Annotated in this window: 14 protein-coding genes; 9 read left to right on the plus strand and 5 right to left on the minus strand. The window is 64.1% G+C overall.

The window, feature by feature from the left end; genetic code table 11:
• Positions 1-132 precede the first annotated feature (132 nt).
• The 5 genes from E8M84_RS17720 to E8M84_RS17740 all read left to right on the plus strand — a co-directional run bounded on the left by E8M84_RS17720 (position 133) and on the right by E8M84_RS17740 (position 5,881).
• Entirely contained in the window at positions 133-1,155 is a 1,023-nt protein-coding gene (locus tag E8M84_RS17720) for an ABC transporter ATP-binding protein (RefSeq protein WP_137112519.1), read from the plus strand.
• On the plus strand, positions 1,148-2,197 hold the full coding sequence (locus E8M84_RS17725) for an ABC transporter ATP-binding protein (protein WP_137112520.1): 1,050 nt from the start codon (positions 1,148-1,150) through the stop codon (positions 2,195-2,197). The genes E8M84_RS17720 and E8M84_RS17725 overlap by 8 nt, the downstream gene beginning before the upstream one ends.
• On the plus strand, positions 2,194-3,897 hold the full coding sequence (locus E8M84_RS17730; RefSeq protein ID WP_137112521.1) for a peptide ABC transporter substrate-binding protein: 1,704 nt from the start codon (positions 2,194-2,196) through the stop codon (positions 3,895-3,897). The genes E8M84_RS17725 and E8M84_RS17730 overlap by 4 nt, the downstream gene beginning before the upstream one ends.
• 72 nt (positions 3,898-3,969) lie before the next feature.
• Positions 3,970-4,977, plus strand: a complete 1,008-nt coding sequence (locus E8M84_RS17735; protein ID WP_137112522.1) for an ABC transporter permease — start codon at positions 3,970-3,972, stop codon at positions 4,975-4,977.
• Positions 4,970-5,881, plus strand: a complete 912-nt coding sequence (locus E8M84_RS17740; protein WP_137112523.1) for an ABC transporter permease — start codon at positions 4,970-4,972, stop codon at positions 5,879-5,881. Before E8M84_RS17735 ends, E8M84_RS17740 begins: the two co-directional genes overlap by 8 nt.
• Before the next feature lie 61 nt (positions 5,882-5,942).
• On the opposite strand, the gene E8M84_RS17745 is transcribed toward E8M84_RS17740, so the two are convergent.
• Positions 5,943-7,226 (minus strand): DUF3422 family protein, encoded by a 1,284-nt coding sequence (locus tag E8M84_RS17745; protein ID WP_137112810.1) that lies wholly within the window; start codon positions 7,224-7,226, stop codon positions 5,943-5,945.
• Positions 7,227-7,460: 234 nt separating this feature from the next.
• On the opposite strand from E8M84_RS17745, the gene E8M84_RS17750 reads away from it, so the two are divergent.
• The 4 genes from E8M84_RS17750 to E8M84_RS17765 all read left to right on the plus strand — a co-directional run bounded on the left by E8M84_RS17750 (position 7,461) and on the right by E8M84_RS17765 (position 9,091).
• A complete protein-coding gene (locus E8M84_RS17750; protein ID WP_137112524.1) occupies positions 7,461-7,754 on the plus strand; it encodes a hypothetical protein in 294 nt (97 codons plus the stop codon).
• A gap of 113 nt (positions 7,755-7,867) precedes the next feature.
• The gene (locus tag E8M84_RS17755) at positions 7,868-8,392 is read left to right on the plus strand and encodes an RNA polymerase sigma factor (protein WP_137112525.1); all 525 of its coding nucleotides are present in this window, start codon (positions 7,868-7,870) and stop codon (positions 8,390-8,392) included.
• Entirely contained in the window at positions 8,389-8,670 is a 282-nt protein-coding gene (locus E8M84_RS17760) for a hypothetical protein (protein ID WP_137112526.1), read from the plus strand. The genes E8M84_RS17755 and E8M84_RS17760 overlap by 4 nt, the downstream gene beginning before the upstream one ends.
• 1 nt (position 8,671) lies before the next feature.
• Positions 8,672-9,091, plus strand: coding sequence for a periplasmic heavy metal sensor (locus E8M84_RS17765; protein WP_170971981.1), 420 nt, complete (start codon positions 8,672-8,674; stop codon positions 9,089-9,091).
• Positions 9,092-9,122: 31 nt separating this feature from the next.
• On the opposite strand, the gene E8M84_RS17770 is transcribed toward E8M84_RS17765, so the two are convergent.
• The 4 genes from E8M84_RS17770 to E8M84_RS17785 form a co-directional block, all read right to left on the minus strand.
• Entirely contained in the window at positions 9,123-9,917 is a 795-nt protein-coding gene (locus tag E8M84_RS17770; protein ID WP_137112528.1) for a class II glutamine amidotransferase, read from the minus strand.
• 111 nt (positions 9,918-10,028) lie between these two features.
• Positions 10,029-10,319 (minus strand): DUF1330 domain-containing protein, encoded by a 291-nt coding sequence (locus E8M84_RS17775; protein ID WP_137112529.1) that lies wholly within the window; start codon positions 10,317-10,319, stop codon positions 10,029-10,031.
• A 1-nt stretch (position 10,320) separates the two neighbouring features.
• On the minus strand, positions 10,321-12,975 hold the full coding sequence (alaS, locus tag E8M84_RS17780) for an alanine--tRNA ligase (RefSeq protein ID WP_137112530.1): 2,655 nt from the start codon (positions 12,973-12,975) through the stop codon (positions 10,321-10,323).
• Positions 12,976-13,077: 102 nt separating this feature from the next.
• Complete coding sequence (locus E8M84_RS17785) at positions 13,078-13,596, minus strand: MOSC domain-containing protein (RefSeq protein ID WP_137112811.1); 519 nt, start codon at positions 13,594-13,596, stop codon at positions 13,078-13,080.
• Positions 13,597-13,615 lie beyond the last annotated feature (19 nt).

The following is a 13,615-nucleotide window of genomic DNA, read 5'->3' on the forward strand; positions in this document are numbered from 1 at the left end:
TCGCGCGCCAAATCGGGATTGATAGAAGACCGAGAATCGGAAAGAGTTGACGACAAGGCAGCAACCACAAGCTGCACAGCTGAAAAAACAGCTAACAATAACAAGACCTAAGAATGTCGCGGGGAGTACTGAATGGCCGAACCGGCCGCGTCTGTCCTTGAAGTCAGGGACCTAAAGACCGTTTTCCGCACCCGTGGCGGCGAAATTCATGCCGTGAACGATGTCAGCTTCCATCTTCGGAAGGGTGAGCTGCTGGGTGTGGTCGGAGAAAGTGGCTCGGGCAAGTCGGTCACGATGATGTCGCTGCTGCGGCTTTTGCCGATGCCGCCTGCCGAAGTTCGCGGCGGTCAGGCGTTTCTGAACGGGCGCGATCTGATTTCGATGAGCGATGAGGAGTTGCGGTCGGTCCGTGGGGCCAAGGTCGGATTCGTGTTCCAGGACCCGATGACCTCGCTCAACCCGGTCTTCACCCTGGGCAACCAGATCATGGAGCCGCTCATCAAGCACATGAAGATGTCGAAAGCCCAGGCCGAAGCCAGGGCCGTCGAGCTTCTGGAACTGGTCGGCATTCCGGATGCGAGGCGTCGGCTCTATCAGTACCCGCACCAGTTTTCCGGAGGGATGCGCCAGCGTGTGATGATCGCCATTGCCCTGGCCTGCGACCCTGATGTGCTGATCGCAGACGAGCCGACGACAGCGCTTGATGTGACGATCCAGGCCCAGATTCTGGAACTGGTGCGCGAGCTGCGTCAGAAACTGGGGATGGCGATCATCTGGATCACGCACGACCTTGGCGTCATCGCAGGCATCGCAGACAGGGTGATGGTTATGTATGGCGGGCAGATCGTCGAACAGGCCCCCGTGCGCGAGCTTTTCGCGAACCCGCAGCACCCGTATACCCGGGCGCTTCTCCAGACGATCCCCCGCATTTCCGGTCCCCGGGATGCGCGGCTCAAGGTGATCGAGGGCCAGCCTCCGATCCTGTCAGGCCCACTGACCGCCTGCCCGTTCCGCGCGCGGTGTGAGTTCCGCCACGACACCTGCGACCAGCTGAACCCGGCCCGCCGGCCCATCGACGGGCTGCCGCTTGGCAAGGGGCATGATGTCGCCTGCCATTGGCATGCCCCGGCAAGCGCGGAGGTCGCCCATGCTTGACGCGGGCGCACCGCCGCTTGTGCAGGTCGAAGACCTGAAGATGCACTTCCCGATATACACCGGGATCTTCCGCAAGCACACCGGCGACGTGAAGGCGGTGGACGGGGTGTCATTCGATATCACGGCCGGGCAGACCCTGGGCCTTGTCGGCGAATCCGGCTGCGGCAAGTCTACCGTAGGCAGGGCCATGCTGCGGCTTTATGAACCCACCGCTGGCCGCGTCATCATCGACGGCGACGATGTGGCGAAACTCGCACCCGAGGCTCTGCGCCGGAAACGTCCGACGATGCAGATGGTCTTTCAGGATCCGCAGGCCAGCCTCAATCCCCGAATGACGCTTGCCGACATCGTCTCCGAACCCCTGGACGAACACACCGACTGGACCCGCGACAGGAAGCTGGAGCGCGTCTACGAACTGATGGACCAGGTCGGTCTCAACCGCCGCTTCGTGAACCGCTTCCCGCATGAATTCTCGGGCGGCCAGCGCCAGCGGATCGGCATCGCCCGTGCGTTGGCCCTGAAGCCCCGCTTCATCGTTTGCGACGAACCCATTGCGGCGCTGGACGTCTCGATCCAGGCGCAGGTCGTCAACCTGCTGGAGGACCTGCAGGAAAAGCTGGGCCTGACCTATCTTTTCATCAGCCACGACCTGTCGATGGTCCGCCATCTGGCGCAGCGGGTGGCCGTGATGTACCTGGGTCGGATCGCGGAACTGTCCCCGTCGCGCGACCTCTATGCGCGCCCCCTTCATCCCTATGCCGAGGCCCTGCTGTCCGCCGTGAACGAGCCTGACCCGGAGCTCGCCGCGCGGCGCAACCGGATCATCCTCAAGGGTGACGTGCCCTCGCCGGCCAATCCGCCGAAAGGCTGCAACTTCTGCACCCGCTGCCCGAAGGTGATGGACATCTGTCGCAACGTGAAGCCGTCGCTTGCAGAAGTCGAGCCGGGCCGCCTGGTCGCCTGCCATCTATACACACCTGCCGCCGGATCAACCGGCGGATCCGAGGCCAACGAGCGTAACCAACAAGGAGAGACCCGATGAAACTGAGAGCAGCCCTTATGGGCGCTGTGGCCGTGATGGGGCTAGCCCCGGCGGCCTTTGCCGAGCGCGGCACCGATGGTGAGGTGAAGCTCACCTTCCCGCAGGCCGTGTCGATCATGAACCCCTACCTGTCGGGCGGGACCAAGGACATTCTGGCCGCGGCGATGGTGGTGGAGCCCCTGGCCGTTGTCGATCCGGACGGCGTGCTCGTCCCGCGCCTCGCGGTCGAGATCCCGACGATGGAAAACGGTGGCGTGTCCGCTGACATGATGTCGATCACCTGGAAGCTGCAGCCTGGCCTTCTTTGGTCGGACGGCACCCCGGTCACCGCCGATGACGCTGTCTTCACCTGGCAGTACTGCACCCACCCCGAAGGCGGCTGCAGCCAGGCGACCAAGTATGAAGGTGTCGCCTCGGTCGAGGCGGTCGACGCTTCCACCATCAAGGTGAACTTCGCAGCGCCGAAGCCCAATCCCTACACCGCCTTCGTCAGCGGCCTGTCGCCGATCCTGCAGAAGAAGCAGTTCGAGGCCTGCCTCGGCGCTGCGGCTCCGACCTGCACCGATGCCAACAACATGCCGATCGGGACCGGTCCGTTCATGGTGACCGGCTTCACCGTCAACGACACCGTCTCGATGACGGCAAACCCGAACTACCGTGACCCGGCCAAGCCCGCCTTTGCCACGGCCGTTATCAAGGGCGGCGGTGATGCCGAAGGCTCGGCCCGCGCGGTGATGGAGACCGGCGAATTCGACTACGCCTGGAACACCCAGATCCCGCCGGACAGCCAGGCCGCGATGGCTGCCGCCGGCAAGGGTCAGTTCGTCGTCGCATTCGGCACGCTGGTCGAGCGTCTCGAGATGAACACGACCGACCCCTCGCCGTCACTGCCCGAAGGCGAGCGTTCGACCGCCAAGCATCCCCACCCGATCCTGTCGGACATCAAGGTGCGCACCGCGCTGTCCAAGGCCATCGACCGCACGATCCTGGTCGAGGTCGGCTATGGCGAAGGCGGTCGGCCGACCTGCAACGTGATCCCCGGACCGGAAGCTTGGGCATCGGACAACCAGGGCTGCATCGCGCAGGACATGGAAGGCGCGAAAGCGCTGCTTGATGAGGCAGGCTGGACCGACAGCGACGGCGATGGCATCCGCGACAAGGACGGCAAGAAGCTGTCGATCCTGTATCAATCGACCGTCAACCCGATCCGCCAGGACTTCCAGGCGCTGATCAAGGACTGGTGGACCGAACTGGGTGTCGAGGTCGAGCTGAAAGCCATCGATCCGGGCGTCTTCTTCGGCGGTGACCCGGGCTCGCCCGACACTTTCCAGAAGTTCTATGCCGACGTCGAGATGTATGCCAACAACTCTGACAACCCGGACCCGGAGACCTATCTGGGCCAGTACCAGTGCAAGAACGCGCCGACCCCGGAAACCCAGTGGCAGGGCGAGAACATCAACCGCTTCTGCGACCCGGCCTATGACGCGCTGCATGCCGAACTGACCCAGACCACCGATCTGGCCAAGCGGCAGGAGATCGCCAAGAAGCTGAACGACATGGTGACGAAGGACTCCATGATCGTGGTCCCGCTGGTGCACCGCGGAACGCTCTCGGCACATTCCAACACCCTTGGCGGCGTGCAGATCAACGCCTGGGACATGGAAACCTGGAACGTCGCGGACTGGTTCCGCGTCAAGTGACCTGACCTTGCGGGGCCGGAGCGATCCGGCCCCGCACCTTCCTTCGCACCCCCGATCCAAGGCGCGCCGCGCATGCTTACCTTTACGCTTCGCAGGTTACTGCTGGCCATACCGACCCTGTTGGTCATCTCTCTGGTGATCTTCCTTCTGGTCGATCTGGCTCCCGGCTCGCCTATGTCCGAAATTCCGCTGACCGTGCCACCGGACGTCCGCCAGAAGATGATTGAAGCGCTCGGCGCCGATCAGCCGGTCTTCGTTCGGTATTTCCTTTGGCTGCGGCAGTTCTTCTGGGTGGAGCCTGCGGCCCTGATCGACAGCTGGTTCGGCACGACCTGGGCGGAAGGCGAACAGCGCATCCTGTCATGGCAGTCGCGCAGCCCCGTCTTCACCATCATCGGCCAGCGCCTGCCTCAGACCATGACTGTCATCGGCACCGCCTATCTGGTCGGCATCCTGATCGCCGTGCCCATCGGCATCTATTCCGCCTACCGCCAGTATTCGGTCTTCGACCAGGCGGGCACGCTGTTTGCGATGATCGGCTTTTCGGTGCCGACCTTCTTCTCCGGCACCCTGTTCATCATAATCTTCGCCGTCTGGCTGGGCTGGTTCCCGACGAAGTACGACACGCAGCTTGTGGTCAATGACTGGGAAAGCTTCGTCAAGCAGATCAAGCAGATGGCCCTGCCGGTCATGACGCTTGGCCTGGCCAATGCCGCCGCGATCAGCCGGTACATGCGGTCTTCGATGCTGGACAACATGGGCATGGACTATGTCCGCACCGCCCGCGCCAAGGGGATGTCGGAACGCACTGTCGTCCTGAAGCACGTCCTGCGCAACTCGCTTATCCCGGTCGTCACGGTGATTGCCCTGGGCATCCCTGCCATCTTCGGCGGCGCCATCATCACCGAGAACCTGTTCGGCGTTAACGGCATCGGCGCGGCCCTGATCGGCGCGATCCACGCCAACGACATCCCGATGGTCCAGACGCTGGCCTTCATCTTTGCGGTGCTGATCGTCCTTTTCAACCTGATCGCCGACATCCTTTACGGCCTTCTTGACCCCCGGATCCGCTATGACTGACGCAAGCGCGGCGCAGCCGAAACCCTCCAGCCAGCTTCGCGACGTCTGGAGCCAGTTCCGCACCCACAAGGGCGCACTGTTCGGGCTAATCACGCTGGGCTTCCTGATCGTCGCCGTCCTGATCGGCCCCTATCTGTGGATCCCAGAGAAGCTGTCGGTAGCCGAGGCAATCAAGCTGAAGAACCAGGGGCCGTCTTTGCGCTTTCCGCTTGGCACTGACCAGCTTGGGCGCGACATGCTGGCCCGGATGCTGCTTGCGGGCCGGGTGTCGCTTGCCGTGGGCCTTGTGGCAATGGTCATCGCCATCGTCTTCGGGACCTTCATAGGGATCCTCGCGGGCTATTTCCGTCGTCTTGACGGGCCGCTGATGCGGCTGACCGACATGTTCCTGGCCCTGCCGCTGATCCCGCTGCTTCTGGTCATGGTGATGCTGTTCCGCGACCGGATTGCCGGGATCATCGGGCCGGAACTCGGGGCCTTCACGCTGATCGTCTTTGCCATCGGGATCACCTCCTGGATGGCCACGGCACGGATTGTGCGGGGCGAAGTACTGACGCTGAAGGAACGCGAGTATGTGCTTGCTGCCCGCTCGATCGGGGCAAAGCCCAACCGCATCATCCTGCGGCACATCCTGCCGAACGTGGTCTCGCCCGTCATGGTCGCCGCCACTTTGGGTGTGGCCGAAGCGATCATCACCGAATCCGTGCTTTCGTTCCTTGGCCTTGGGTTCCCGCCGGACTTCCCGACCTGGGGGCGGCTTCTGTTCGACGGCCTGCAGTACATGCAGGTCTACCCCGAACGCGTGGTCTGGCCGGGCCTAGCGATCTCGCTGACGGTGCTCTCGGTCAACTACATCGGCGACGGCCTCCGCGACGCACTCGACCCGCGCATCCGGGGCCGGTAAGGCTCCTCGGTGACTTCGTTCCTCGTCGCATGCGGCCCCCGACGAGGACGCCCTAGCTGATCTAATGCAACGTTTTGCGGATGCGCCGGACCATCAGCCAGACCGCCAGCACCACGACCGGCACCAGCCCAGCCAGCAACGCCCCGTGGCTGATGTGCAAGGCATGCGCGGCCGGCTCCAGGAAATAGGCAGCAAGATTGACTGCGTAATAGCTGATCGCCACCGTCGACAACCCCTCGACCGTGCGCTGCAGCCGTAACTGCAGGTCCGCCCGCTGGTCCATGCTTTCCAGAAGCTTCTGGTTCTGGGCCGAGCGTTCGACGTCCACCCGGGTCCTGAGCAGTTCCGCAGCCCGCTCCGCCCGTTCGGCCATCGCGGCCAGTCGGCTTTCCGATGATTTCACCGTTCGCATCGCCGGGTCATACCGGCGCATCATGAATTCGGCGAAAGTCTGCCGCCCCTCGATCCGCTGTTCGCGCAGGACCTCGATCCTCTGGTTGACGATGGCCTCATAGGCCGCGGTCGCCCCGAACCGGAAGGAAAACTGCACCGCAAGGCTCTCCAGTTCGGCCGAGATCGTCAGAAGATTGTGCAGTGCCACCTCTGGCGCGGGTTCTGCGTTGTCGAGGCCAGAAACCAGCGCCGACAGCTTCGGGTCCAGCGTATTCAGCCGTGCGGACAGGTCGCGCGACCGCATCAGTCCCAGCATCGACATCGCCCGATAGGTCTCGATCTCGCAAAGTCGCTGCACGATGCGACCCACCCGGCGTGTCCCCGTCCCAGGCGAGACAAAGACCGCAAAGCGCATGTGCCCTGCCGGATCGATCCGGAAATCCCCCGCTACGACCGCTGCCCCGTCCACCACCCGACTGACCGCCAGGCTTTCCGGAACAAACCAGTCGTCGATCCTCTTGAGCAATTCCTCATCATTGGCAGGCATCGTCTCGACGCGGATCAGCACCGAGGTCAGGCGCTTGCCGGGGGCCTGGGACAGCCAGTCCTCGGGCAGTACCTCGGCCTCGCTCGGATCGAACGGCCGGGCCGAGACGCCCTTGGTGAAGGCGGTATAGGTCACGAACTCGGTATGGCTTTCCCATTTGAGTTCCGCCCGCCCGATCGGGCCCTGGAAATGCGTCGCCCCGGGTTGCGGATGGGCCGAGCCATTGCGGTCCAGCAGCGCCAGCAGATGCGCAAGATCGCGGCCCCGGTCCCGGTTCTGCGCCTGAACCGGCTCCTTGATCGCGACATAGACCGCGGTCGAGGGCACTTCGAGCGACGGGAACGGCCGCGCATGCAGTTCGTTCACCGTGGCATAGCGCAGGGGATGGTCAATGATCGGCATCAATCCAAGTCCGGACACAGGCAGGTCAGTTTCGCGCATATCCAGATTTTCCGTGGAAATCCATGCTTTTATCGGCATGCAACGGAATACCAGATAGCGCACCAATCCCCTGTGCCCAACTTTATTGCGTCCAGCCCCGTAGGGAGGTCGAAGCGCCGCCGTATGACCAGATACGACGCGGGATGACCTTGCGCCGTGACACGCTTGACCCAACCGAACTTCCACAAGGATCAGATCATGCGCAGCGTTTTCCTGCTTGGCCTGTTGGCCTTCTCGGTCACCCCGGCCCTCGCCGATGTCACCGTCACCAATGATCGCGGCGGCAGTGCCGTGATCTCGCGCGACTGCGAGCGTGGCGAAGTCCAGGCGGTCTGCACGACGCAGTCCCTGCTCACTGGCCCCGAAGGCAAGACCGCGTCGAAAACCCGGATTCGGACGGCCGAGCGTGGCTTCTTCTCGACCAGCATCGAGGTGACCGGGCCCAAGGGCAACACCCGGACGCGCGACCGCAGCTTCACCCGCGGCGACTGATTTCTCAGGCCGACAGGTGCCGTGCCGGGGCTTGCCTCCCGGCATGGAATGACCAAGCTTCGGCCCAGGAACCGGCGGTGACAGGTGTGACGGCGGACGAGGATCGGCAGACTATGGCAGCACTTGCCGCCGGAGACCGGCAGGCGATGGCTGTCCTGATCCGGAGGCATGGTCCGGGATTGCGGCGCTTTCTTGCCGGGGTCCTGGACAACCCACACGAAGCCGAGGATATGGCGCAGGAGACCTTCCTGCGGGTCTGGGCCGCCGCAGCCCGCTACGACCCGACACTGGCCTCACCAGCGACCTGGGTCTACCGGATTGCCCTGCGCCTGGCGATCGACCGCAACCGTCGCACCGGCTTTCGCCGTTTTCTCGGTCTTGATGCCGCACCGGAACCGGTTGACGATCAGCCGGGCGCCGACCGGGACATCGCCGCGCGGCAAGCGCTTGCCCGGACGCATCTGGCCCTTGCAACCTTGCCGGACCGACAAAGACGAGCCTTGCTGCTGCGGGCGACCGCCGGGCTTTCGAATTCGGAAATAGCCGCCACATTGGGGATCAGTTCGGGGGCGGTGGAGCAATTGCTGGTGCGGGCACGGTCCGCGCTTCGCACCATCATGATGGGGGAGATGGAATGACACAGACAGATGACGATGCGATGGACAAGGCCCTTGCCAAGGCGCTGGGTCCCGAGGCCGAGGATGTGGCCCCGCTGTCACGCGCCGTTCTGACGCGGCTTGCAAAGCCTTCCCCCACCCGAACGTCGCAGCTTGCCGAAGTCCTCGTTCAGCCGTTTCCTGCAGCCGCCCTCTTCGTCGGCCTTCTCGGGTTGGCCGCCATCCTGGGCTATGCCGCCGGCCCCGCCGCCCCAGACGAAATCACCGCAATCGCCGAGCTGCTTGGTCTGGGGTTCTGAGATGACGACACCTGCTCCCGCCTCTCCGTCGCCGCGCCGATCCTGGGGGCGCATTGCCCTGATTTGTGCACTGGTCCTGTCACTTCTTGGCAATGCGGTGGCCGTCGGCGCCTGGATCCGGATTCGCGAGGCCCGGGCCGAGCTTCTCGGCCCCGAGGCGGCAGCGGCACGCCTGCCGGGTGAGCTGCGACAAGAGCTTCGCATTGCCCTGCGTGGCGAGATGCGCAGCCTTCGCCCCCTTCTGCGCGACGTGGTCCAGGCGCGCGAGGCCATTGTCAGCGCAGCCGGCGCGCGTCCCTATGTGCGTGGCGATGCGGAAAGGGCGATGGACGATTTTCGGGCAAGCGTCGATGCCCTGCTGACTGAAGTGCAGCGCATCTTCCTCGACCGGCTGGACGCGAAAGCGGTTGCGGGACCGTGACCAGCGTGTAGGCCTGACCCTGTCCTCTGGATCAGGCCGCTGCAGCCAGTCGACAGGGCAAGAAGTCCTCCACGCGCACCTCTGCGCCGTCGAAGGTACAGAAACTGGACGGCGGAACTTCCTCCCAACCGCCCTCCTCAGCCTCCAGCGGCTCGGACACGACCGCCCGGCCCTGTCGGGTATCGGACCAGCGGTGATACAGGGACGGCGCCGCAGCGTCGGTGGCATAGCGCACTGCATAAAGTCTTTGCCCGTCCGACAGCGCTGCGGTCATCCGGAGATGCGGAGCTGCCCCCTTCTGCCGGGCAAGCCCGATAAAGCGCGCCGCAGCCCGCTCCAACGCGCCGCGCGGGTCTTCGTTCAGCCCCTCGGCCAGGGCCACCAGAAACAGGGCCTCACTGTCCGTCGCACCCTTGCGGTGGGGATAAAGGCTTTCCGGGATCATCATGTCGGCGTCGCGGCGAAAGGCGTCATAGCCGCCGACCTGACCGTTGTGCATGAAGCTCCACCTTCCATGGGTGAAGGGATGGCAGTTGTTGCGGCTGGTGGCGGTGCCTGTACTCGCGCGGACATGGGCAAGGAACAGGTGCGACTGGACTTGTGCGGTCAGGCTGCGCAGATTCGGGTCGGACCAGGCGGGCAGCACGTCGCGGAAAAGGCCGGGTTCAGGCTTCATGCCGTACCAGGCGATACCGAAGCCGTCGGCGTTAATCGCGGTGTGGCACTGGGTGGCGCAATGCGACTGGTGGATGAGAGAATGACCGGGGCGGCTGACGATCTCCTCCAGGAAGATCGGCGCGCCGGTGTACGCGGCCCAACGGCACATCAGCGTGCCTCATTTGCGAAATGGATCATCTGCTCACGCCTTCTTTTTCGACGAAGTCTAGCAGAAATCGAACGGGCCGGGAGAGATAATCCAATCAAATCAAGGAAAACCTTACTCGATCTCCTCGACGACCATCAGGTCGCGGGCCGAAGCACCTTTCGCGTGCGCCAAGGCGGCCTGATAGGCGGCGGAATTGTAGCACTCCACCGCTTTCTCCAGGCTCGGGAAGCGGGCGACCACGTTGCGGGCGCGGTCGTTCCCTTCCAGCTGCACATATCGGCCACCGCGGGCAAGGAAGACCCCGCCATGGGCTGCGATGGCGGGACCGGCCTCCTTGGCATAGCGGCCATAGGCCTCGGCGTCGGTGACATGGACGTGGGCGATCCAGAGTGCGGTCGGCATGTCAGGCCCCCATCGCGGCTTCAGCCGCCTTGATCGCCGCATCGGCCTGGGCGATATCCGCCCCACCGGCCTGCGCCATGTCGGGGCGGCCACCGCCGCCCTTGCCGCCCATCGCCTCGGCTGCGGCCTTGACCAATGTCACCGCCGAAAGCTTCGCGGTCAGATCCTGGGTCACGCCTGCGGCCACGGCAGGCTTCGCGCCTGTGTCGGCGATCAGCAGCACCGCGCCCGAACCGAGGCGCGCCTTCATCTCGTCGATCAGCGCCGGAAGGTCCTTGCCCGAAACGCCCGAAAGCACTTGAGCAATGAACTTCACCCCGTTGATTTCCTTGGCTTCTGGGCCAGCGGCCCTTCCGCCCATAGCAACCTCGCGCCGCAGTTGCGCAACCTCGTTCGCGAGCGCCTTCCGTTCATCGAACAGCGCACGGATGCGATCCGCAAGCTCGCTCGCCGGAGCCTTGATGATCGCGGCAATGTCGTTCAGCCGCGCATCCTGCTGGCGCAAGTGGTCAAGCGCCGCCTGCCCCGTCAGTGCCTCGATCCGGCGGACGCCAGCGGAGGAAGCGCTTTCCGACAGGATCACCATCGACCCGATGTCCCCAGTGCGACCGACATGCGTGCCGCCGCAAAGCTCCAGCGAATAGGTCTTTCTGTCCGTCCCCTTGCCCGAGCCTTCCAGCGTCCCCATCGATACGACACGGACCTCTTCGCCATACTTCTCGCCAAACAAAGCCTGAGCCCCGATGGCACGGGCATCGTCGGGGGTCATGATCCGCGTCTCGACGGGCGAGTTCTGGCGGATGAAGGCGTTGACCTCCGCCTCAATCGTCTGCAGGTCCGGGGCCGAAATCGCCGCCGAATGGCTGAAGTCGAAACGCAGGCGGTCGGCTGCATTCAAAGACCCCCGCTGGGCGACGTGATCGCCGAGGGTGCGGCGGAGAGCCTCATGAAGGAGGTGCGTTGCGGAATGGTTGGCGCGGATTGCCGACCGGCGACTATGCGCAACCTCCAGCTTCGCGGGTTGCCCTTTCAGAACCGTGCCTTCCATGACCTTCGCGATGTGAATGAAGACTCCGGCGGCCTTCTTCACATCGGTCACCTCGGCCAACCCGGTCTGCGTGCGGATCAGGCCCGCATCGCCGACCTGGCCGCCGGATTCGGCGTAGAACGGGGTCTGGTTGACCACGATCTGCACGGTCTGGCCGGTCTCGGCCTGCCCCACAGTCGTGCCGTCGCGGACCAGCGCAGTAATCACACCTTCGGCCGTCTCGGTGTCGTAGCCGAGGAATTCAGTGATCCCGTGCTCCTCCGCCAGATCGAACCAGATCTTCGCATCGCCCGCCGCCCCGGTGCCCGACCATGCGGCGCGGGCCTTGGCCTTCTGTTCGGCCATCGCGGCGTCGAAGCCCTGCACGTCCACCTCGCGCCCCTTCTCGCGGAGCGCATCTTGGGTCAGGTCCAGCGGGAAGCCATAGGTGTCGTAAAGCTTGAAAGCCGCAGCACCCGGGAGTGCTGCACCCTCTGCCAAGCCGGAAAGTTCGTCGTCCAAAAGACGCAAACCCCGGTCGAGGGTCTGTTTGAACTTGGTTTCCTCGGTGCGCAGGGTCTCTTCGATCAGCGACTGGGCGCGGGAAAGCTCCGGATAGGCCCCGCCCATCTGGCGGACCAGCGCCGGGACAAGGCGGTGCATAACCGGGTCCTGCGAGCCAAGCATGTGGGCGTGGCGCATCGCGCGGCGCATGATGCGGCGGAGGACATAGCCCCGGCCTTCGTTCGAAGGCATGACACCATCCGCGATCAGGAAGGAGGTCGACCGCAGGTGGTCGGCAATCACACGGTGGTGAATTTTCCCAGGACCATCAGGGTCTTGGCTGGTGACGTTCGCGCTGGCCTCGATCAGGCTGCGCATCAGATCGGTATCGTAATTGTCGTGCTTGCCCTGCAGCAGCGCCCCGATCCGCTCCAGCCCCATTCCAGTGTCAATCGACTGCATCTCCAGGGGAACCAGCCGCCCGTCGGCGAACTGTTCGTTCTGCATGAAGACGTTGTTCCAGATCTCGATGAACCGGTCGCCGTCCTCCTCAGCCGAGCCCGGAGGGCCGCCCCAAATATGCGGGCCATGGTCGTAGAAGATCTCGGTGCAAGGGCCGCAAGGACCCGTGGGGCCCATCCGCCAGAAGTTGTCGTCGGAAGCGATGCGGATGATCCGGTCGTCGGTCAGGCCCGAGACCTTCTTCCAGATTCCCGCCGCCTCATCATCAGTATGGTAGACGGTGACGAGAAGCTTGTCCTTGGCAAGACCGAAGTCCTTCGTCAGAAGCTCCCACGCGAAGGCGATGGCCTGTTCCTTGAAATAGTCGCCGAAGGAGAAATTCCCCAGCATTTCAAAGAAGGTATGGTGCCGCGCGGTGTAGCCCACGTTGTCCAGATCGTTGTGCTTGCCCCCTGCCCGCACGCACTTCTGCGCCGTCGTTGCGCGCTTGTAGTCCCGCGTCTCGACCCCGGTGAAGAGGTTCTTGAACTGAACCATGCCCGAGTTGGTGAACATCAACGTCGGGTCGTTCCGCGGCACGAGGGGCGAACTGTCCACCACCCGGTGGTCGTTGCGGCGGAAGAAGTCGAGGAAGGTCGAGCGGATGTCGTTCAGCGAAGCCATTCTGGGGCGGTCCTTGGACAGGATGCGGGAGTTCGGTCCCCCATCTAGCCCCGCGCAAGGGGCCTGTCCACAGTCGGGCATTCTCTCACGGAAAAAAGGCGGTCAGCGCAGGACTTCAACCGCGTCGCCATTGCGGATCATCCCATCCTGTTCGATGGAACACAGGACGCCGCGCAGCCGAAGCTGCGGATGCGCCCGCACCCAGTCGAAAGCCGCCTCGCCGTGGCGCACTTTCCATTTCGCGCAGGCATCGTTCCAGACCTCGGAGACCCTGAGGAGCGAGGTGCCCACCGCCAGAAGTGTTCCGGCAGGCAGGTTCGCCTCGGTCATGTCCAGATCGCAGACAAACGTGTCACCGGGATGCACCACGCTGTCCCGGTCGCGCCAGACAAGATCCAGCACCCGGCGCGGCAGGATCGAGACCTGGATGCCCGGATGTCCGGTGCCATCGGGAAGCTTCAGCCAGGGCATGCTGCCCCAGCGCTCACCCGGAATGCCAAGCGCCCTGGTCACGGCAATCGCATCGACGAAGGTGCGTTTGCCAAAATCCGGTCGAAGGCAAAGCAACTCCACGGCGCTGCCGGTCTTTGGCGCTGAAAGCACCCCCGGCAGCGCGGCCATCAGCTCGTCATGGGTGACG

The organism is Rhodobacter sp. SY28-1 (assembly GCF_005222785.1).
Taxonomy (GTDB): domain Bacteria; phylum Pseudomonadota; class Alphaproteobacteria; order Rhodobacterales; family Rhodobacteraceae; genus Tabrizicola.